Genomic DNA, 19,987 nt, shown 5'->3' with positions numbered 1-19,987 from the left:
GCTTACCCAATTCAGGATGATTTCATGTATCAAACTACAGCAGAGCTTAGAAGCGCTTTCCTCGAATTTTTCCGCAGCAATGGTCATCAAGTTGTGGACAGTAGTTCATTAGTGCCAGGCAACGATCCCACACTTTTATTTACCAATGCAGGCATGAACCAGTTCAAGGACGTGTTTCTTGGCATGGACAAACGCAATTATACGCGTGCGACCACTGCTCAACGTTGTGTACGCGCCGGTGGTAAGCATAACGATTTAGATAATGTCGGTTATACAGCACGTCATCACACCTTTTTCGAAATGCTGGGTAACTTCAGTTTTGGTGATTATTTCAAAGAAGAAGCGATTCGTTTTGGCTGGACTTTCTTAACTGAAACTTTAAAGCTGCCGAAGGAACGTCTGTGCGTCACGATTTATCAAACAGATGATGAAGCCTTTGAAATCTGGAATAAAAAGATTGGTGTTGCTGCCGAGAACATTATCCGTATCGGCGACAATAAAGGTGCTGCTTATGCGTCAGATAACTTCTGGCAAATGGGTGATACCGGTCCTTGCGGCCCATGTTCTGAGATTTTCTATGACCATGGCGATCACATTTGGGGCGGCCGTCCTGGCAGTCCTGAAGAAGATGGTGACCGTTTCATCGAAATTTGGAACATCGTGTTCATGCAGTACAACCGTCAAGCATCGGGTGAAATGCTACCTTTGCCTAAGCCATCGGTTGATACCGGCATGGGGATTGAGCGTATTGCCGCGATTATGCAAGGCGTACATTCTAACTACGAAATCGATATCTTCCGTACGCTGATCGCCAAAGCGGCAGAAATCATCGGCGTAAGCGATTTAACCGAGAAGTCACTGCGCGTCATTGCCGACCATATCCGTTCATGTGCATTCCTTATTGCCGATGGCGTTATGCCGTCGAACGAAGGCCGCGGTTATGTGCTGCGCCGCATTATCCGCCGCGCAGTTCGCCATGGTAATAAGTTAGGTGCGACCGAAGCTTTCTTCTACAAGTTGGTTCCGTCTTTGATTGCTGTGATGGGCGATGCGGCCAAAGGGTTAGCTGAGACTCAAGCGATTGTTGAAAAAGCTCTGAAAGCGGAAGAAGAGCAATTTGCTCGTACGCTTGAACGTGGTTTAGGCATTTTAGATGCGGCCTTAAACGAGTTAAAAGGTGACACCTTAGATGGTGAAACCGTATTTAAGCTGTATGACACCTATGGCTTCCCAATGGATTTAACCGCTGACGTATGTCGCGAGCGCAACATCATTGTCGATGAAGCAGGTTTCGAAGTCGCTATGGCTGAACAACGTAGCCGCGCACAAGCTGCCGGTAACTTTGGTGCAGATTATAACGCGGCACTGAAAATTGATGCCGAAACCGCATTCAGTGGTTACACCGAATTAGCGGGTCAAGCTAAGATCACTGCGATTTATCAAAACGGTGAGTCAGTGACGGCGATCAAAGCGGGTGACGAAGCGGTTGTTGTACTCGACGTGACACCTTTCTACGCGGAATCTGGCGGTCAAGTGGGCGATAAAGGCCAACTGGTTGCGAACGGTGTTGAGTTTACGGTTAATGACACACAAAAGTATGGTCAAGCAACGGGCCATCAAGGTGTTTTAGCTACAGGTAGCTTGAGTGTTGGCCAAGTTGTTGAGGCGAAAGTCGACAAAAAACTGCGTCACCGTACTCAGTTAAACCATTCTGTTACGCATTTACTGCATGCCGCACTGCGTCAAGTGCTCGGTACTCACGTTTCGCAAAAAGGTTCTTTGGTTGATCCTGAGCGTTTGCGTTTTGACTTCTCCCATTTCGAAGGTGTAAAAGCCGCTGAATTAAAAGAAGTTGAAGAATTAGTTAACACTCAAATTCGTCGTAACCATGAGCTGAAAACCGCTGAAATGGGTATAGATGAAGCCAAAGAGAAAGGCGCAATGGCGCTCTTTGGTGAGAAATATGACTCACAAGTGCGTGTTGTGACTATGGGTGATTTCTCTATCGAATTGTGTGGTGGTACCCATGTGGGCCGCACGGGCGATATTGGCTTATTCAAAATCACTTCTGAAGCGGGTATTGCTGCGGGTGTGCGTCGTATCGAAGCCGTTACTGGCGCTGCGGCTATGGCTTATGTGGCGCAGCAACAAGCTGAACTGGAAGAAGCTGCAGCCTTATTGAAAGGCGATGCCAACTCAGTGGTGGCTAAGTTAAAAGCCCAGCTCGATAAGATGAAGCAACTCGAAAAAGAAATGGCGCAGTTGAAAGACAAGCTAGCTGCCGCAGCGAGTGCTGATTTAGTGGGTGATGCTATTGTGGTTAATGGCGTTAACGTGCTGATCAAAAAGTTAGACGGCGTTGAGGCAAGCTCGTTACGCGGTCTGCAAGATGAATTAAAACAAAAATTGAAATCGGCCATTATCGTTCTTGGCACTGCGCAGGAAGGGAAAGTTAACCTGATTGCCGGTGTGAGTAACGATCTGATCGGCAAAGTCAAAGCGGGTGAGCTAGTCGCTATGGTCGCTGCACAAGTGGGCGGTAAAGGCGGCGGTCGTCCTGATATGGCTCAAGCGGGCGGTAGCCAGCCAGAAAATCTGGATGCGGCATTGGCTCAAGTATTACCTTGGATTACTGAGCGTCTAGCTTAAGAGGTTGCTGTGCCCCAAAAACGAAAGCTTAGTGGTAGCAAGCTTTTTGTGAAAAAGTTCGGCGGCACTTCGGTGGGTTCTATTGAACGTATCGAAGCGGTCGCTGAGCAGATTACAAAGTCAGCTCACAATGGTGAGCAGCAAGTCTTAGTCTTATCTGCAATGGCGGGTGAGACTAATCGCCTATTTGCACTGGCAGCACGAATTAATCCGCGGGCCTCGGCGCGCGAATTAGACATGTTAGTGTCAACGGGTGAGCAAGTGAGCATTGCCTTGATGTCGATGGCGTTACAGCGCCGCGGTATTAAGGCGAAATCCCTTACGGGCGATCAAGTACAAATTCATACTAATAGTCAATTCGGCCGTGCCAGCATCGAGCGAGTGGATACTGAGTATTTGCAATCCCTGCTAGCCGACGGTGTTGTGCCGATCGTTGCAGGGTTTCAAGGCATCGATCCTCAAGGCGAAGTCACAACCTTAGGACGCGGTGGTTCAGATACCACAGCTGTAGCCTTAGCGGCAGCGTTAGAAGCCGATGAATGCCAGATTTTTACTGATGTGGCTGGGGTATTTACCACAGATCCGAATATTGATAGCAGTGCACGTCGCCTTGATGTGATTGGGTTTGATGTGATGCTCGAAATGGCAAAGTTAGGCGCTAAAGTACTGCATCCCGATTCTGTTGAATACGCCGAGCGTTTTCGTGTGCCGTTGCGAGTCTTGTCGAGCTTTGAAGCTGGGCAGGGGACGTTAATCCAATTTGGCGATGAGTCTGAACTCACTATTGCCTCGTTAGTTCAAGGTATTGCGATTAATAAGGCGCTGGCAACGCTGACGATTGAAGGGCTGTTTACTACCAGTGAACGTTATCAAGCGCTGTTAGGCTGCTTAACGCGATTGGAAATCGATGTGGAATTTATTTCCCCATTGAGGATCTACGAGGATGATCCTTCGGGTCGAGTCAGTTTTATGCTCGCTGAAGCTAAGGTTGATACTCTGCTTAATGAGCTCGAAGGCTTAAGCGAAAGCCTTGCTCTCGGACCATTGATTATCGAACGGCAACGTGCAAAAGTATCTTTAGTTGGCAAAGGTTTACAGGCAAAAATGGGATTGTTGACTAAGATGTTAGAAGTCTTGGGTAATGAAACTATTCATGCTAAGTTACTCACGACGTCAGAGAGTAAATTGTCAACCGTTATCGATGAAAGGGACTTACACAAGGCGGTTCGGGCGTTACATCACGCTTTCGAGCTAAATAAGGTGTAATTAAATAACCGTTTGAGTATTGAATACTATTAATTTGTACTAAGCTGACCTTATAATAAGCCCATCTACCGGATGAGTGCCGTGTGTAAGCTGAATTAAGAAATAAAGGAGCTATCGAATGCTGATTTTGACTCGTCGTGTTGGCGAAACACTGATGATTGGTGATGAAGTCACAGTTACAGTGCTAGGGGTAAAAGGCAATCAAGTGCGTATTGGTGTGAATGCACCAAAAGAGGTTTCTGTGCACCGTGAAGAAATCTACCAACGCATTCAATCTGAAAAATCAGGTACACCATCGGAAGGTGGTAACTTTTAGTACCTTGTCTTGGCAAGAGTATTACGGTAACAGAAGAGTCAGTTTTTTAACTGGCTTTTTTATTTTTTAGACCGAAAGATTGGCGCAAATCAATACATTGGCTTGATATAACAGCAATGTGATTAAAAACAGTTCAAATGGAATCTGTTTCGGAAAAAGGGTTTGACTTATTTTCGTCAAACAGTAATATGTGCGCCAAGAAAACGGAGAGGTGGCCGAGTGGCCGAAGGCGCTCCCCTGCTAAGGGAGTATGGGCTTTAACTCCCATCGAGGGTTCGAATCCCTCCTTCTCCGCCATTTCTTACCGATAAAAAACAGTGCGCGTGTAGCTCAGCTGGATAGAGTACCTGGCTACGAACCAGGCGGTCGGAGGTTCGACTCCTTCCACGCGCACCATTTTTTATTAGTGTTTGATGTAAAAGTAAATTTAGATACAAGTCGCGCGTGTAGCTCAGCTGGATAGAGTACCTGGCTACGAACCAGGCGGTCGGAGGTTCGACTCCTTCCACGCGCACCATCTCTGCATTAGTTAATCTTTAACTCATCAGTTTTGAATTTAAGTTAGAAATTTTGTAGATAATTGCTTATAGCAAAATGTTAAAATGCGCGTGTAGCTCAGCTGGATAGAGTACCTGGCTACGAACCAGGCGGTCGGAGGTTCGACTCCTTCCACGCGCACCAATTTAGATTAATATGATTTCGGTCGTATTAATGTTTACCGTTTTAAATGCGCGTGTAGCTCAGCTGGATAGAGTACCTGGCTACGAACCAGGCGGTCGGAGGTTCGACTCCTTCCACGCGCACCAATTTAAGCTAATATGATTGCGATTGTTTCAATTAAATTAGTGTTTTACCGTTTAACATGCGCGTGTAGCTCAGCTGGATAGAGTACCTGGCTACGAACCAGGCGGTCGGAGGTTCGACTCCTTCCACGCGCACCAATACAGTTAACAAGACACGTCTTGTTGATTTAAAGCGTTAAACGCGGAGAGGTGGCCGAGTGGCCGAAGGCGCTCCCCTGCTAAGGGAGTATGGGCTTTAACTCCCATCGAGGGTTCGAATCCCTCCTTCTCCGCCATTCTATTCTCTTAGTCGAGGGGAATAGAATAAATTTGCGAGATAAAAGTGCTTATCCTAGACTCAATCTTGATTGGATCTGTTAGAAGTACAAAAACGAGTTTGCGCGTGTAGCTCAGCTGGATAGAGTACCTGGCTACGAACCAGGCGGTCGGAGGTTCGACTCCTTCCACGCGCACCATATAGATAAGCCATGCAAGCAATTGCAGGGCTTTTTTATTTTTAGTCTGTAGTGGTTTAACTCATTATTGCTTTATCCGTTTCGGCTTACCTCTCTTTACCTCTCATCTCTTGGTTTACTTATCCTTCGGCTGATCATTCTATGGCTTAGCTTTCTTCGGTGTCGCTATCTTCAGTCATTTCGCTTTTAACACTTCTCTTTCTTAGGTTCGACTCACTGAATAATCGGTTTTTGCCTGTGCCGAGAGTCTATGACGACATTAGATATTCATGTCAGCACTCCATGTCAGTCTCTCAGAGCTGTCTCGGGAGGTATTAGCTGTTGTTTGGTCTCAGTGTGAGGAGTGAACTCATGTTGGCTTTGATGGACAGTTTAAGGGCTCTGGAGTGATTACCTTGTACATAATAAGTTCACTACAGAGTTAAAACGGTTAGTTTATAAACCCATCAATACTGCCATATTGAACTGACCATTTATTATAGGAGTGTCGTGGTCCATTATCCTGAGGGTTGCTGTTAGTCGGATAGTCAGGGCAGAAGTTCTTGGTGATGATTCTTGTTTATTAAGTTATTGATTATATTTATTATATTTATTATTGTGTTTATATATCCAAGTGGCTATGCTAACGATTACATGCTTGCTCAAGTGTAAGTTGTTTTACTTTCAAGGATAAAATAATCGAAATTTAAAAATGCTAATTAACCTGAACTCGGGATAAGAAAATTTGAACTAATAGCCCTCCAAGTGATCGGATCTTTCGACCAAGAGAAACCCCATCACACCGGAGGGTCTATGCATAAATTAGTAGAAGTGTTTTCGATGTCGATGATTTTGCGCAGTTTTCATTCCTGAATGGGAAAAATCGCTGTTAACCGATGGCACACGCAAGTGTCAACGCGCTGGCCGTATGACGATAAGCGAAGTGATGACCATCATCATACTTTTCAGATGTCTCACCACCGTGATTTCAAGAACTTCTTCATCGGCTATCTGGCTCATTTATACAAATCCGCTTTTCCTAATTCACTCAGCTATACCCGCTTTCTTGAGGTGATACCCACTGCTTTAGTGCCGCTTTGCAGCTACTTTGTCAGCCTCAAGAGTGACCCTACTGGCATCGAATTTGCTGATTCAACCAGCATCAAAGTGTGTCATAACCTACGTATTAATCGCCATAAAACCTTGGATGGACTGGCGTGCAGAGATAAAGGCACGATGGGTTGGTTCTATGGTTTTAAGCTGCATTTGATTGTGGATCATCAAGGCGGAATAGTGGCGGCCAAAGTCACCCCTGCGAATGTACATGACACGAAACAGGTGAACTAGATGGTCCACAGTGCTATGAATAAACTCTATGCAGATAAAGGGTTGCTAAAGCGCTGGGTGGCAAAGCACTAAGTAAAACAAAAAGACTAAATGCATAAGTGATGGTGAGAAATGCTCTTGAATAGTGAATTAACATCGTATCTTGGGATAAATGATTGCGGTAACTTGTTAGGTGATTGGCAGCTTGTGATGACGCCAATCACCAGATGAGAGTGTTTTTGTGGAATCTTAAGCGCTTAGTTAGCTCATTGGCTTACAGATTCATGTATGGGCAGATTTGACTTTAAGAACTGGCTTTGTTCCCAGAGCAAGTGTTCTAGGGATTCCTTTGCCGTATAACTGTGTCCTTCAAAGGGCAGGATAACTAATCTTGCTTTACCGCCAAGTCCATGAATGGCATCGAAAAGTCGTTCTGATTGTAGCGGGAAAGTGCCTGAGTTTTGGTCCATCTCGCCGTGAACCAACAGCAAAGGTGATTTGATTTTATCGGCGTAATTAAAAGGCGACATTTGTTGGTAAATATTATTAGCTTGCCAGTAGTAACGTTGCTCATTTTGAAAACCAAAGGGGGTTAGACTGCGGTTGTAAGCACCGCTGCGGGCGATACCTGCATAAAATAAATCTGTATGTGCGAGCAAATTTGCGACCATAAAGGCCCCGTAGGAATGCCCGCCCACGGCGATTTGTTTGCGATCGGCAATGCCTAAATCGACCAAGGTATCGACAGCCGCCTGCGCGTTCGCAACGAGTTGCTCGCGAAAGCTATCATTCGGCTCTTTATCTCCTTGGGCGATGATGGGCATAGATACTTTATCAAACACCGCAAAGCCTTCGGCAACTAAGGAGATAGGACCCCTTGGGCTGATGGTGGGATATTGGTTGGTGCTAAAGCTGATTTGGCCAGCGACCTCGGTATCGTTAAATTCTCGCGGATAAGCCCACATCAACACAGGTAAGGTTCCTTGCGTCTTAGTGTAATTGGCGGGTAAGTAGAGTGTGCCAGCCAGAGGCACGCCATCGGCCCTTTTATAGGTTACAAGTTGCTTTTGCATGCCCCGATACGCACTCAGTCCATCGGTTTGTTGGTAGAGCAGACTTTCCTTCGTGCCATTGATTAAGACGAGACTCGGTGGCTCCATTGGATTTTCACGGTTAATAATCATTTGTAATGGCTCAAGATTCAGCACATAGCGCACAGACTCTAATTGGTTGGTTGCAGACTGCCATAACAGTGACGATTCGCCTGTGGCTAGTGAGGTGCGTTTCAAAAATGGCTTATCGCCTTGAGACGACGCCCCTTGGCCGTAGTGGAGTAGCCCTGTGGTTTGCGCTTGTTGTTGCAAGCGAACCACTTGCCCTTTACCTTGGAAATATTGTCTTGGGAATGAACCAAGCTCTTGATATTTATCGCGCAGATTGCGCTCGTTTAAGGTATGTAGCGAGCCTTGTCCAATACTTGTATCTAGGCTGCTGAGTCGAAGTAGCTGCGCTTTACTGTTGCGCTGAGTCACTAAGGCTAAGCCGTCTTCCGCCCAGTCGATATCGATGATCCGCCACGGGGTTTTGGCGATCAGTTTAGCTTTTTGCGTAAAGGGCGCATTGAGCAGCCATAGGCTATCTCGCAGTGGCGTCTCTTGCTGGATATCACCTTTATCTTGAGCTTCTACATAGGCCAAGGTGGCCGCTTGCCCTTGAACCCAATGGAACATCCGCGGGCCGGGCAGCACTGAGTCTCGTGCTTGTGGTTTAGATTCACCACTTTGGCTGTGGTGTAACTGAGTAATCCGTTGGCCATTAAGCTTGTAGATCTCTGTTAAGGTTGGAAAATCATAATACTTTACTTGAGTCGAGAAGGGCGTGGTGAGCTGAGTCGTTAAGATATATTGACCATCGGGCGACACCGAAAACTCTGTAATTATGCTTGGTGTGGCGATGTTCGTCAGCTTGCCATCTAAATCCACTCGTGCCAGTTGACTGGTTGTCAGTTGGCTAAAGCGTTGTTTATCTGCGGCGGTTTTCAGTAGGTCTTGATAGGTGCGCTGCGGACTATTTTTACCCGAGGTTTCTTTGGTCTTTGGGGCGATGGAAACTTGAGTCTCAACCGTGTTGATGTCGGGCGCTATCACAAAACGCGCGAGCAGGCTGGAATTGTTAACCCATTGATAGTCAAGACTTATAGTGCCATTAAGGCGTTCGTCAGACAGACGCTTATGCTGACCTTTAGCTATGTCGTAAACAAATAAATAGCCGCCTTTTGGCGTTAGGCTCACATAGGACAGATAGCGACTGTCGGGAGAAAACTTCAGCTCAGTAATATCATGGCCGCCGGGCAAGCTAATGACTCGCTGCTGATTGTTTTGAATATTAATTAGCCTGAGTTGGCGGTAGCGTTTGGTAATACGGCTGGGTAAATATTGCTCTACTGCGATACGTAACCCCGCGAGTTTATGCTCTGGTATGGCCAGCGAAGTAATACTGGGAGCTGAAATAGGACTGAGCAATGCCAGCCATTGGTTATCGTTTGAAAGCCGGGTGGTGGGGCTGGTCCTGTGGTTAATAGTTTGCTGTAATGCCGCGGAAGGTTTTTTGTACTCCTGTGCTAAGGTCTGTGGGGTAAAAATCGGAAATAACATCATCCCGATGCAAATCAAGGCTAAACGAAGCATGTTTGGGTCCCTAACAAAGTGCATAACTCCCGCACTGATAATTTGTAACAGGAGTAAGACGTTGACGCATAAGTTTTTATTGGTAATGCAGTTGTAAGCAATCTGTTGCTTTGTCGCAATCCGCCTCGACTCGATTCTATATTGTTTAAATCTCTATTTTAGATTTTATACAAGCTAATATTTTGAATTTTATATAGTTAGTTTGATTCATTCGTTTGCTAACTGGGCTAAGCCTTAGGTAGTATCTAACCAAATGATGTACTCATTACCCAATCATAAAAAGATCAATAACTCAGGTGTGAGAAAAATGAAGGATAAGAATAAGTTGAGTTTTTGCTTAGGAAGTTGTCGTATTGACCCTTCCGATAACTCAATTTCATTTCAAACGCAGGGGGATGAAACGTCCCAACATGAAGCCGCTAAGGTGTCACTTCAACCTAAGTTTATTGAAGTGCTTAGCTATCTTGCCTTGCGTCATCCTAATGTGGTGACCCGTGATGAGTTGATCGAAAAAGTGTGGGAGGGCAATGTTTACGTAGGTACTAAGGCACTCACCAATGCGATTTGGCATTTACGGCAGCAATTGTCGCCACTCGAACAGGATGGCGGCGTGATTGAAACCGTGCGTAAGGCTGGATACCGCCTGTTATTGCCCCCTGTCTACGACATTTCTGATGACACCAACATCGATAAACGGCAAATCACTGAGGCGAAGTTACAGCATACGATGCAGCGACTGCATTTTATGGCGATATTGATGGGTGCGGTCATCGTAACTGTTGGTCTATTGATTGGCGTGCATCTGTACCAAGATAAACAGCGGATGACGGAGACCCAAATGACAGTGCTGACCCGAGATCCGGGATCGGAGCGTTATCCTAGGTTATCCCACGATAGGCGTTGGTTAGTGTATGGTGCGAGTCGTCCTGGCGTGACTTCTAGTCTGTATCTTAAAGATTTTAAACGTGAAGATATCCCCGCCCGTCAGCTAACTCCTCTAACGTCCGCTGAGCTGCGAGCGGTGTGGAGTTTAGACGATACTAAGTTGTTTTTTGCCTCCCGAACCCAGAGGACGGGGGAGTGCCAAATCACTCAGTTAACCCTTGCGACCAATGAAACCCTCGCCTTAGCGCCTTGCTCGACCGATATGGCGGCAATAGATGTTTCTGCTGACGGCCAATATCTTGCGTATGTCTCCTCCCTCGAGGCGGGTAAGGTGGGTGGTATCTACCGTTTATCTTTGGTGCAACCTGACGCTAAGGCTGAAAGATTATCCTGCGAAGCGCACTGTAACTATGAGGACCGAGATTTAGCTTTCAGTCCTGATGGTCGTTGGCTGGCAATAGCGAGACGCTTTAGTAATATCTCGGAAGATATTTTTATTCGGGATTTAGCCAGTGCCAGTGAAAAACGCTTAACCCACGGGCTAGAAGATATTCGCGGCTTAAGCTGGACACCAGACGGTCAGTCGCTGGTGTTTGCAACGGAAGACTCCGGCAGTCGCAATGGCTTTATTATCGATATTGAAACCACGCATATTCAATCTTTCGATGTAGAGGGAATGAGTTATCCCAGCAGCGTCTCTGAGGAAGGTGAGCTGGTTTATCACCAGTATCGTCGTCAATTCCAAATGGCGTATTTTTCCCTTGGGGAGTCCGTACCTGGCAGTTTGTTTCCGCTCCTGTATTCTAGTATCAGCCACCGAAATCCCGATTATTCCCCCGAGGCGAAACGGATAGTATTTGTCTCTAGTGAGACTGGCTATAACGAGATTTGGGCGTCAGATATAAATGGCAAAAAACTTGAGCAACATACTCATCTCAAGTCGCGCGTAGCTTACCCGCGTTGGTCTCCCGATGGCTCTAAAATCGCTTTTATCGCCCCCGATGACCGCAATGAAGGTAATCGCATTTTTATTTTAGATTTAGCCAATAAAAACATTACTGCCTTAGCCTCGAGTTATCACAATCACGGTCGCCCCAGTTGGAATTGGCAGGGCACTGCCGTATTAGCATCGACTAGCGATGGCATCACGGAGTTTTATTTAGATAACAGTACACCAAAAGTGATCAGTCCTCTGACTATGGCTGTGGGATTTGCGAAATCGGCTAACGAATTTGTATTTAGCCGTTATGGGGTGAATGGACTCTGGCAGATTGATCTAACGCAGCCTGAGCAGGTTCGAGAGTTAATCCCTAGCAAAGTATTCCGTGCAGGTAATAACTGGGTGCTTACGGCAAACGGGGTGTATTTTAAATCGAGTAATGGTAACGAGCAGCGACTGAATTTTTGGGAGGCGAGCAATCAACAGCTGACATCACTCCTAAGGGTTCCCCGTTCGAGCTTAAGCGGTTTTGGCTCTATGACGTATATTCCAGAGTCAAACCGCTTAGTGATGACGCTCGATGGCTTCCCACAACGGGATATCATCTTGCTTAAGCATAAGTTACTTAAATAAGTTGCTTTAAGGATTACTTAGCGCTAAATCTTCCGCCGAGTACAGCTTCGCGGGAGGCGCCTGTAACTGCTGGGAGGTTGGCGGGTAAGCCTAAGTGGTTACGCATGGCGAGCCACGCGAAGGCGATGCCTTCAGCCCATTTAGGGTCGACGCCAAGTGCTGAGGTGGTATTCAAGGTATAACCTGGCAATAGTGCGGCAAGACGCTGCATCAGTTGGCCGTTGAACGCGCCGCCACCACAGACGTACAACTCCCCTTCATTCGATAATTTAATCATATCGCGGGCTATGCTGTGGCAGGTTAAATCCAATAATGTCGATTGGATATCTTCTTCATCTAAATGATTAAAGGGCGATAATTGCTGCTCTAACCAAGCTTGGTTAAACAGCTCACGGCCAGTGCTTTTAGGATAAGCAAGGGAGAAATACGGGTGTGAAAGCAGTTGCGTTAACAGGCCTTGGTCGGTTTTGCCGGACGCAGCCCATTCGCCATCTCTATCGAAGGGTTCACTTTTCACCTGCTGGATCCAAGCATCGATCAAGGTATTACCAGGTCCCGTGTCGAAACCCAGTACTTGGTCACTGTTGCCCGGTAAATAAGTAATGTTGGCTATGCCGCCAATATTTAAAATGATGCGTTTTTTGCCGACTTCAGCAAAGGTTTGCTGGTGGAATGCTGGCACTAAGGGCGCGCCTTGCCCACCTAGGGCAATATCTTTACGGCGAAAATCGGCAATCACATCAATACCGGTTTCGGTCGCAATAGTATTCGGGTCGCCAATTTGCAGGGTAAAGCCGACTTCGAGGTTTGGCATGTGGCGCACGGTTTGGCCGTGGCTACCTATGGCGATAACCTCTTCTTTGGCAATGGCGCATTTGGTCAGCAGATTATTCACTGCTAAAGCAAACAGTTCACCCACATTACGATCTAAACGGCCGAGGCGGTTAATTTCATCTGTGCTGGGTGAACAAAGGCGCTGTAGGCCTTTGAGCAAATGGCTCGGTATGGCTTCGGTATGGCTGGCGATAAGCTGTGGCTGCGCGCCAGAAAAGTCGACCAATACGGCATCGACACCGTCCATGCTGGTGCCTGACATAAGTCCAATATAATAAGCGTTTTTCATTGGGAGGAATCCGTCCGTCGTTATTGCATTGCCAATTGCGTTTGCTTGTTTTGCGAAAGTGTAGTCATCAATTGCTGGCTAAGTGCATCGAATTGATTTTTTTCTTTTCTCGCAATCGATTCGGCTTTAGGTAGCGTTATGGTTCTTGGATTGCGATGGACGCCATTGACGATAAATTCGTAATGCAAATGTGCACCCGTGACGCGCCCCGTTTTACCTAAAGTACCTATGATTTGCCCTTGCTTAACGCTGGCTCCTTTGCTGACGTTGCGCTTAGTGAGGTGAAGATATTTGGTGGTATAGGTATCGTTGTGTTTGATAAACACATAGTTACCGTTGAATTGATTGTAGCCCGCCTCGATGACTCGTCCGCTACCCGCCGCTTTAATGGGCGTGCCAATGGCGGCGACGTAGTCCACACCGCGATGGGCTTTGACTTGGCCCGTTACTGGGTGCAAACGTCTTGGATTGAAGTTTGAGCTGACATATTTAAAATCGACTGGCGAGCGCAAGAAGGCTTTACGCATGCTAGTGCCATTCTCGGAATAATAGTTACCGTCGGTATAGCGAATGGCAGTATAGCGCTCATCTTGGTTTACAAATTCTGCGGCTAAGATATTGCCGTTACGCAAAAATTCGCCATCGGCATATTCTTGCTCATAAATAATGGCAAAGCTGTCGCCTTCGCGTAAATCTAAGGCAAAGTCGATATCCCAGCCGAATACGGTCGATAACTGCATGATCTGGTTTGCATTCATGCCTGCATCGACGGCAGCGTTCCAGAAGTTGCTCTTAATCTTAGCGCTGGTGAAATGGCTGCGGATTTCCACATCCTTCTCAGAGATTTTTTCTTGGTATTGATTTTGATTCTTGGTGATGATGAGCGTCGAAATTGCATTCACGCGATAACGCACTTCGGTCAAATCACCATTTATATCTTTCGAAATCACGATTTCTTCGCCCGGCATAATCTTAAGTAAATTTTGCTTGGCTAAGGGGAGTTGGGTGATTTCATACACGTCTTTACTGGTTAACCCTGCGCGATCAAATACTGCGGCTAATGTATCACCATTTTTCACGTTAAAATGCTCGACATCCCTGTGATGGGCACTCTCTAAGGATTCAGTGGCTGGATTATTAGCATCACCCGCGGCAAGCGCGTCGGTTGACGATAATGGCGTAGCATTTGTGGCCGCATTGTCTGTTTGGCCCTCTAATAACTCAGGACGTTCAGGCGAGCGAAACGCTAAAGGCACATCATAACGGGTGTTGATTTGAGCTTGGTCATCTATGCTGGTGGTTTGTCTTGAAGCTTGCGCTTCTTCAGAAGGTAGTAGCATGGTTATCATAGTGATAACTGAAAGAATGCTGAGGAGAATTTGATGCTTTTTAGGCAACAATTTAAATAACGTTATAACCTTTCCCATTGACGCCGATACCGATAACCAGAGACTTAAATAATCCCGTTAGTGTACACACTTTCAATTGTGGTGGCTAACAAGTAACATAAGTCTCTTCATTTTATGATCATGGCCTTAGGAGTCCCTGCCGAGATGGCTGATTTAGACCAAGTATTAGCAGAAATTAGACGTGGTACCGATGAGATTTTACTCGAAGCGGATCTGCTGGAAAAACTCAAAGAAGGACGTCCACTCCGTATTAAGTTAGGCGCCGATCCTACCGCTCCGGACATCCATCTTGGACACACAGTAATCTTAAATAAACTAAGGTTATTCCAAGAGTTAGGTCATGAAGTCATTTTCTTGATCGGTGACTTTACCGGTATGGTGGGTGATCCAAGCGGAAAAAACAGTACGCGTCCACCGCTAACCCGTGAGCAAGTATTAGCGAACGCAGAAACCTATAAAGAACAGGTTTATAAGATACTTGATCCAGTTAAAACCCGTATCGAGTTTAACTCAAGCTGGTTAGAGCCATTGGGTGCGGCGGGGATGATCCGCCTTGCTTCGAAGCAAACTGTGGCTCGTATGATGGAGCGCGATGACTTTAAGAAGCGTTATGCCTCGGGCCAATCTATTGCTATCCATGAGTTTATGTATCCTTTACTGCAAGGTTATGACTCAGTTGCGCTGCAGGCCGATGTAGAGCTGGGTGGTACAGATCAAAAGTTCAACCTGTTAATGGGCCGTGAACTGCAAAAAGCGGAAGGCCAAAAGCCACAAGCTGTGATCATGATGCCGCTGCTCGAAGGTTTAGACGGCGTGAAGAAAATGTCTAAGTCAGCACACAACTATATTGGCGTGAGCGAACCTGCCAATGAAATGTTTGGCAAGCTGATGTCGATTTCGGACGATTTAATGTGGCGCTACTTTGAGCTGTTGTCATTCCGTCCACTGGCTGAAATTGAGCAGTTTAAGCAAGATGTGGCAAATGGGTCTAACCCACGCGACATTAAAATCGCCTTGGCGAAGGAAATCATCACACGTTTCCACGATGAAGCGTCTGCAGAAAGCGCACACCAAGCCTTTGTTGATCGTGCTAAGGGCATGATCCCTGACGATATCGACGCTGTCGAGTTAGTGGCGGGTGAAGGTCTGGCGATTGCTAATCTGTTGAAAGATGCTGATTTAGTGGCGTCGACTTCAGAAGCCATGCGGATGATCAAACAGGGCGCGGTGAAGATGGACGGCGAAAAGCTAGACGATAGCCGTATGACTTTGTCTGCTGGTACTGTCGCGGTATTCCAAGTCGGTAAACGCAAGTTTGCCAAAGTGACTTTGGTTTAAGTCGCTTTAGTTCAGATGACAGTGGTTTACCTGGCTCTAGTTTGACTTACAATGGTTTAAGCCATTGTCTGTTAAATGAAAAAGTCGTTAATCGAACAAAAAGAGCGCCTTAGGGCGCTCTTTGTTTTTAAGTCTGTTTCACCCCATAAGATTAAGGCGCTGTGTTGGCCTCGTGCTCGGCGATATTACATCTGTCGGTGCCAAAGTGTTGCCCACCACTGCATTTCCACGCCAGTTGCGCCGAACTCACCTGCCATTGTTTAGCATTCTGCTTCAAGGAAATAATCAACAGCATTTGTGGATGTTGCTTGGAGAGCTCGCTCACCTGATAGGTCAAAATGCTGTCTTTATTGGTTTGGGTTCGCACTAAGGTAAATTTGTTGCCTGCGTATTGGCTGCTGATCTGACTTGGGTCTTCCGACCAAGGTTGATGTTGTGCCTGAGCGACACGCAGTTGCTGATTAAAATGACTGACTGGCTGAACGGCGTAGGACACAATTATGGGCTGTAAGGCCTGTGCTTTGGGAGCCAGCATTAAGCCATTAAGGGCGAGTAGGGCTATCAATCCAAAAAACTTCATACAAACCTCATTGAAACGAAACGACTCAGTCAACCTATCGAAGGCGAAACACTCAGTGGTATTGACTCATTGTTTGTTTCGACCCGTTTTTAGGGATCAAGTTTCAAAGACAGCTAAATTTTGTGACTACTGCATCGCTAATTGGTCAGACATGGTCTGGTAATCGATAAGATCCACATGCTCAGTCACCCTATGGTTGAGCATATCGAGTTTAAGACTCGTGACGCCAGGAATCGCTATGTCGATGATTTTGCCGGGTTTACCGAATTGTTCACCGGGTCCCTTGAAGTGATAGTTACCTATCATCACCACTAAAGAGCCGGCGTTATACATATGTTCTATGTTGAAGTCGTACTCGAGCACGCCCTCGTGGGCGCGCTCGAGAAAGTCGATGATAAAGCGGCCGCCAGTGTATTTACGGTTGGCGGTTTTGTCGAAGAAGACGCTTTCACGGTTATAGAATTTTCTGAGTGTCTTGTAGTCGTGTTCGGTTAGCGCATTCATATACTTTACGGCTAACTGCTGTTCTTGTGGCATTTCACCTGAGTTGGCTTGCGCCGCTGCAGGATTGAGGGCTGGAACAAAAATGAGGCACAAAATAAGACACAATATTCGCAAACTATTCCCTCTTGGTTTTGAGATCAAAGGCCGGTAACGACAGATGCCACTTGATGGCGCTTAAGCGGATAAATAGGGCACTGGTCATCGCCAGAAACAGCGCCGTTTTTTCGCCCATACCGTAGGCTAAACTCACGGTATAGCCGATACCACCTATGATTGAAGCTGTGGCATAGACTTCTGTACGTAACACCATAGGAACTTGTCTGCACAGTAAGTCTCGAATAATGCCTCCTCCCACGCCTGTGATCAAGCCCATTACCACGGCAATCATGCCACTCAAGCCCATATTGAGGGCTTTTTCGGCACCAATCACAGTAAATAAGGCTAATCCAAAGGCATCGGCGACCGGCAAAATATATTCAGGCACCTTACGAGGCCGACGCACTAACAGCAAACAGGCGAGCACAGTTGCGAGAATTACTATGATGTAATTGGGATCGCGGATCCAAAACACAGGTGTTGCGCCAATCAAGGCATCCCGAATACTGCCGCCGCCCACAGCGGTGACTGAGGCGAGCACTATGACGCCAAAGGGGTCCATTCTATGACGCCCCGCGGCGAGTGCGCCAGATAGCGCAAATACAGCGGTACCCCATAAATCAAAAAAGTAGATCCACTGGCTCATTTACTCATCTCTTTGATATGGATATTTAATGCGTCCACAGAGATGCGGATTTCAATCACAGATAAAATCAGTGAATAGAGCAGCAGTAGCAGGCTAGCGCCGAAGATCACTGAGCCAGTTTTATTAAAGCCGACATAGATGAAAATCATGCACAGTACGCACAGGGCAAAGCTCGATACGCCCGCTTCTTGCATACGACGAATAATGGTAATGCGCTGGCTCAGGTTTTTGATTTGATCTTTATGTACGGGTTTTTCACCACTGCTTAAGCTTCGGATTAATGCCGCGAGGGCAAAAAAGCGATTGGTATAAGCAAGTAGTAACAATGAGATAGCAGGAAATAACAACGCAGGGGTTGTTAATGAAACATGCATGTTTTCGAGCAAGATAGTCAGCCTTTAACTTCACGTTGAGATAATGCGGCATCATATCACAGGCTATGTAACCAACGTAAACCTGCCCATAACAAGGGCAGGATAATGATAAAGCTAAACCAGATGGCACAGGCGCGGGAGGTCAGCTTGATTGCAGGGGCAATTGCATCACTGGTCGGCTGCGGACCATAACCTAGTTTGTCCACATTGATACGCACGCCAGCAAACTTTTGAGGTCCACCGAGTTCGATGCGTAAAATACTCGCCACCAGATTCACACTGAGGATATAGCCTCGAATCGCGGGATGATTTTTTGGCGTACGAAATAGCTTAGCGAATGCCTTAGGGCCGCCTTGAATGGCAATTGATAGACTCCACAGCCAAGCGGGGATCGCTAGTAATATGGTCGATACGCCATTCACAGTACTGCAAAAATGTTGATACTTAGGCTGAATGGGTGGCCAGCTTAATTCGAGTTGTTTGAGCATTCGCACCGCCAGCACTAGCGGTGCTCCGGCGATAGCGAAAAAGAAAATGGTCGATGCTGTGCCGTAAATAGGCGCTGTGGCGAGTTTTTCTATGGTGGCTTTGGCTAAGCCGATTTCCGACAAACTATCGGTATCGCGCACTACCCAAGGCTGTAACAGCTTTTTTGCGCTGGCATTGTCTCCACGCTTTAAGGCTTTAGCGATTTCATCGGCGACTTGGCTAAACCCTGCATCGGTTAAGCATAGATAAAGCACCAAAAATTCGAAAAACCATGGAAAGGCGGCCAGTTCGAGCAAAAAGGTGATAATGGCCCAAAACGGAAACAGTAACAGCATCATAGCTAAAAAGCCTGCTGTGGCTTGTTGGCTTGGAGAGCGTTCTGGACGATTTACCTTGGCGGCGAGTTGCTTAGCTAAATGGCCAAACCAAATAAGCGGCTGCATTTCACGTGGCAATGGCGCTAACCGCGCCAATAACAAAGCAAAAAAAAGTACCAAAAAGCCTTCAAACAAAGCGCCATCTATCTCGACAAGTTGTTGATAAAAAGAGGTGTGCATTCGGTACTTTTCCGCTTAAGTGATTATTTTACTGCGCTAGGATTCAGTTGCTCTAGTAGCAGCATCACCATCAGCGCTGAGTGGTAACCCGCTTTGACAATATAAGAATCAAAATCCACTGGCGAGTCATTGTTGGCGTTATCCGATAAAGAGCGGATAACCACAAATGGCACACCAAACTGATGACAAACTTGAGCAATTGCCGCGCCTTCCATCTCACAGGCGGCCATAGTCGGGAAGTTTTTGAGCATGGCTTGGGTGCGAACAGGATCGCAAATAAAGCTGTCGCCAGTACAGATCAACCCTTCAATCGCTTTGACTTCACCCAGCTGAGCAATGGCCTTGTTGGCGGCTTCAACTAAATGTGCGGCAGGAATAAACGCAGCGGGTTGCTGTGCCATTTGGCCAATTTCATAACCAAAGGCGGTGACATCCACATCATGGTGACGTACTTCAGAAGAAATCACGATATCACCAATGGCCAACGTATCGACAAAGCCACCGGCAGAACCTGTGTTGATCACGGCATCCGGCGCATATTTTTCGATGAGCAGTGTGGTCGCAATACTTGCGGCGACTTTACCTATGCCAGAGCGAGTTACGACAACGTCTTTACCCGCAAGAGTGCCAGCAATAAATTCAATACCAGCAATAGTTTGCGATGTCGCATTTGTCATGGCGGCGATCAGGTGAGCGACTTCTGGCTCCATTGCGCCAATAATTCCAATTTTCATGGGAGACCTTTTTGATTCAACACTTAAGAGTGGGACACGAGAATGCTGGCTAATATACCACACAGTTTTGTGCTGTCGTTATGGTGAGATTGGGATTGCTTAATAATGGCAGGGTAAAAAGCGGGAAGGGTTAACGAAAAAAGTGCGTACCCTAAGATGCACACTTTTATCTATTTATTTCATCTGTCTATTTTACTT

The 19,987-nt window shown here is 46.6% G+C and carries 14 protein-coding genes, 8 tRNA genes and 1 pseudogene; 14 read left to right on the top strand and 9 right to left on the bottom strand.

All coding sequences use genetic code 11. From position 1 onward, the window contains the following. Positions 1–24 precede the first annotated feature (24 nt). The 12 genes and pseudogenes from alaS to OX890_RS17145 all read left to right on the top strand — a co-directional run. Positions 25–2,649 carry an alanine--tRNA ligase gene (alaS, locus tag OX890_RS17200; RefSeq protein ID WP_012587110.1) on the top strand — a complete coding sequence of 875 codons (2,625 nt, stop codon included), beginning with the start codon at positions 25–27 and terminating at the stop codon, positions 2,647–2,649. Positions 2,650–2,658: 9 nt separating this feature from the next. After that, on the top strand, positions 2,659–3,915 hold the full coding sequence (locus OX890_RS17195; RefSeq protein WP_268649616.1) for an aspartate kinase: 1,257 nt from the start codon (positions 2,659–2,661) through the stop codon (positions 3,913–3,915). Between the two features lie 118 nt (positions 3,916–4,033). Then, positions 4,034–4,231 carry a carbon storage regulator CsrA gene (gene csrA / locus OX890_RS17190; protein WP_006082602.1) on the top strand — a complete coding sequence of 66 codons (198 nt, stop codon included), beginning with the start codon at positions 4,034–4,036 and terminating at the stop codon, positions 4,229–4,231. Between the two features lie 205 nt (positions 4,232–4,436). Continuing rightward, positions 4,437–4,528, top strand: a tRNA-Ser gene (locus OX890_RS17185). A 22-nt stretch (positions 4,529–4,550) separates the two neighbouring features. Next, positions 4,551–4,627, top strand: a tRNA-Arg gene (locus tag OX890_RS17180). Positions 4,628–4,671: 44 nt separating this feature from the next. Further along, positions 4,672–4,748 (top strand) — tRNA-Arg (locus tag OX890_RS17175). Between the two features lie 87 nt (positions 4,749–4,835). Beyond that, a tRNA-Arg gene (locus OX890_RS17170) sits at positions 4,836–4,912 on the top strand. Positions 4,913–4,960: 48 nt separating this feature from the next. Beyond that, positions 4,961–5,037 (top strand) — tRNA-Arg (locus OX890_RS17165). A 58-nt stretch (positions 5,038–5,095) separates the two neighbouring features. Further along, a tRNA-Arg gene (locus OX890_RS17160) sits at positions 5,096–5,172 on the top strand. A gap of 45 nt (positions 5,173–5,217) precedes the next feature. Further along, positions 5,218–5,309, top strand: a tRNA-Ser gene (locus OX890_RS17155). A gap of 103 nt (positions 5,310–5,412) precedes the next feature. After that, a tRNA-Arg gene (locus tag OX890_RS17150) sits at positions 5,413–5,489 on the top strand. Positions 5,490–6,281: 792 nt separating this feature from the next. Beyond that, positions 6,282–6,812 (top strand): annotated as a pseudogene (locus OX890_RS17145) (IS982 family transposase); the annotation flags it as partial. Between the two features lie 248 nt (positions 6,813–7,060). Here OX890_RS17145 and OX890_RS17140 read toward each other — a convergent pair. Then, a complete protein-coding gene (locus tag OX890_RS17140; protein WP_268649615.1) occupies positions 7,061–9,481 on the bottom strand; it encodes a S9 family peptidase in 2,421 nt (806 codons plus the stop codon). Between the two features lie 307 nt (positions 9,482–9,788). Between OX890_RS17140 and OX890_RS17135 the strand changes: the two genes are divergently transcribed. Further along, positions 9,789–11,939: a winged helix-turn-helix domain-containing protein gene (locus tag OX890_RS17135; protein ID WP_268649614.1), complete on the top strand. Its 2,151-nt coding sequence runs from the start codon at positions 9,789–9,791 to the stop codon at positions 11,937–11,939. A 13-nt stretch (positions 11,940–11,952) separates the two neighbouring features. Here the strand turns inward: OX890_RS17135 and OX890_RS17130 are convergent, their stop codons facing one another. Together OX890_RS17130 and OX890_RS17125 are read right to left on the bottom strand one after the other, a co-directional pair. After that, positions 11,953–13,062: an anhydro-N-acetylmuramic acid kinase gene (locus tag OX890_RS17130; RefSeq protein ID WP_268649613.1), complete on the bottom strand. Its 1,110-nt coding sequence runs from the start codon at positions 13,060–13,062 to the stop codon at positions 11,953–11,955. A gap of 20 nt (positions 13,063–13,082) precedes the next feature. Continuing rightward, the gene (locus tag OX890_RS17125; protein WP_259527086.1) at positions 13,083–14,489 is read right to left on the bottom strand and encodes a peptidoglycan DD-metalloendopeptidase family protein; all 1,407 of its coding nucleotides are present in this window, start codon (positions 14,487–14,489) and stop codon (positions 13,083–13,085) included. A 126-nt stretch (positions 14,490–14,615) separates the two neighbouring features. On the opposite strand from OX890_RS17125, the gene tyrS reads away from it, so the two are divergent. Next, positions 14,616–15,809 (top strand): tyrosine--tRNA ligase, encoded by a 1,194-nt coding sequence (gene tyrS, locus OX890_RS17120; RefSeq protein WP_107402375.1) that lies wholly within the window; start codon positions 14,616–14,618, stop codon positions 15,807–15,809. 151 nt (positions 15,810–15,960) lie between these two features. Here the strand turns inward: tyrS and OX890_RS17115 are convergent, their stop codons facing one another. The 6 genes from OX890_RS17115 to OX890_RS17090 form a co-directional block, all read right to left on the bottom strand. Further along, positions 15,961–16,389, bottom strand: coding sequence for a hypothetical protein (locus OX890_RS17115; protein WP_006085051.1), 429 nt, complete (start codon positions 16,387–16,389; stop codon positions 15,961–15,963). A gap of 126 nt (positions 16,390–16,515) precedes the next feature. Continuing rightward, positions 16,516–17,007, bottom strand: coding sequence for a nuclear transport factor 2 family protein (locus OX890_RS17110; RefSeq protein ID WP_006080750.1), 492 nt, complete (start codon positions 17,005–17,007; stop codon positions 16,516–16,518). A gap of 1 nt (position 17,008) precedes the next feature. Next, complete coding sequence (locus OX890_RS17105) at positions 17,009–17,635, bottom strand: trimeric intracellular cation channel family protein (RefSeq protein ID WP_006080751.1); 627 nt, start codon at positions 17,633–17,635, stop codon at positions 17,009–17,011. Beyond that, positions 17,632–18,009: a DUF2721 domain-containing protein gene (locus OX890_RS17100; protein ID WP_006080752.1), complete on the bottom strand. Its 378-nt coding sequence runs from the start codon at positions 18,007–18,009 to the stop codon at positions 17,632–17,634. Before OX890_RS17100 ends, OX890_RS17105 begins: the two co-directional genes overlap by 4 nt. A gap of 56 nt (positions 18,010–18,065) precedes the next feature. Further along, positions 18,066–19,055, bottom strand: coding sequence for a cobalamin biosynthesis protein CobD/CbiB (locus tag OX890_RS17095; protein WP_268649612.1), 990 nt, complete (start codon positions 19,053–19,055; stop codon positions 18,066–18,068). A 23-nt stretch (positions 19,056–19,078) separates the two neighbouring features. Next, positions 19,079–19,789, bottom strand: a complete 711-nt coding sequence (locus tag OX890_RS17090) for a 5'-methylthioadenosine/adenosylhomocysteine nucleosidase (protein ID WP_006085054.1) — start codon at positions 19,787–19,789, stop codon at positions 19,079–19,081. Positions 19,790–19,987 lie beyond the last annotated feature (198 nt).

Source organism: Shewanella sp. DAU305, assembly GCF_026802235.1.
Classification (GTDB): Bacteria; Pseudomonadota; Gammaproteobacteria; order Enterobacterales; family Shewanellaceae; genus Shewanella; species Shewanella baltica.
Note: the sequence above shows the minus strand (reverse complement) of the source record. Positions and strands in the feature narration are given on the sequence as shown.

Bases quoted from the DNA above. Each gene is read 5' to 3' on its own strand.
- alaS (WP_012587110.1), top strand. From the start codon at position 25: ATGTATCAAACTACAGCAGAGCTTAGAAGCGCTTTCCTCGAATTTTTC.
- csrA (WP_006082602.1), top strand. From the start codon at position 4,034: ATGCTGATTTTGACTCGTCGTGTTGGCGAAACACTGATGATTGGTGAT.
- OX890_RS17140 (WP_268649615.1), bottom strand. From the start codon at position 9,481: ATGCTTCGTTTAGCCTTGATTTGCATCGGGATGATGTTATTTCCGATT.
- OX890_RS17135 (WP_268649614.1), top strand. From the start codon at position 9,789: ATGAAGGATAAGAATAAGTTGAGTTTTTGCTTAGGAAGTTGTCGTATT.
- OX890_RS17130 (WP_268649613.1), bottom strand. From the start codon at position 13,062: ATGAAAAACGCTTATTATATTGGACTTATGTCAGGCACCAGCATGGAC.
- OX890_RS17125 (WP_259527086.1), bottom strand. From the start codon at position 14,489: ATGGGAAAGGTTATAACGTTATTTAAATTGTTGCCTAAAAAGCATCAA.
- tyrS (WP_107402375.1), top strand. From the start codon at position 14,616: ATGGCTGATTTAGACCAAGTATTAGCAGAAATTAGACGTGGTACCGAT.
- OX890_RS17115 (WP_006085051.1), bottom strand. From the start codon at position 16,389: ATGAAGTTTTTTGGATTGATAGCCCTACTCGCCCTTAATGGCTTAATG.
- OX890_RS17105 (WP_006080751.1), bottom strand. From the start codon at position 17,635: ATGAGCCAGTGGATCTACTTTTTTGATTTATGGGGTACCGCTGTATTT.
- OX890_RS17100 (WP_006080752.1), bottom strand. From the start codon at position 18,009: ATGCATGTTTCATTAACAACCCCTGCGTTGTTATTTCCTGCTATCTCA.
- OX890_RS17095 (WP_268649612.1), bottom strand. From the start codon at position 19,055: ATGCACACCTCTTTTTATCAACAACTTGTCGAGATAGATGGCGCTTTG.
- OX890_RS17090 (WP_006085054.1), bottom strand. From the start codon at position 19,789: ATGAAAATTGGAATTATTGGCGCAATGGAGCCAGAAGTCGCTCACCTG.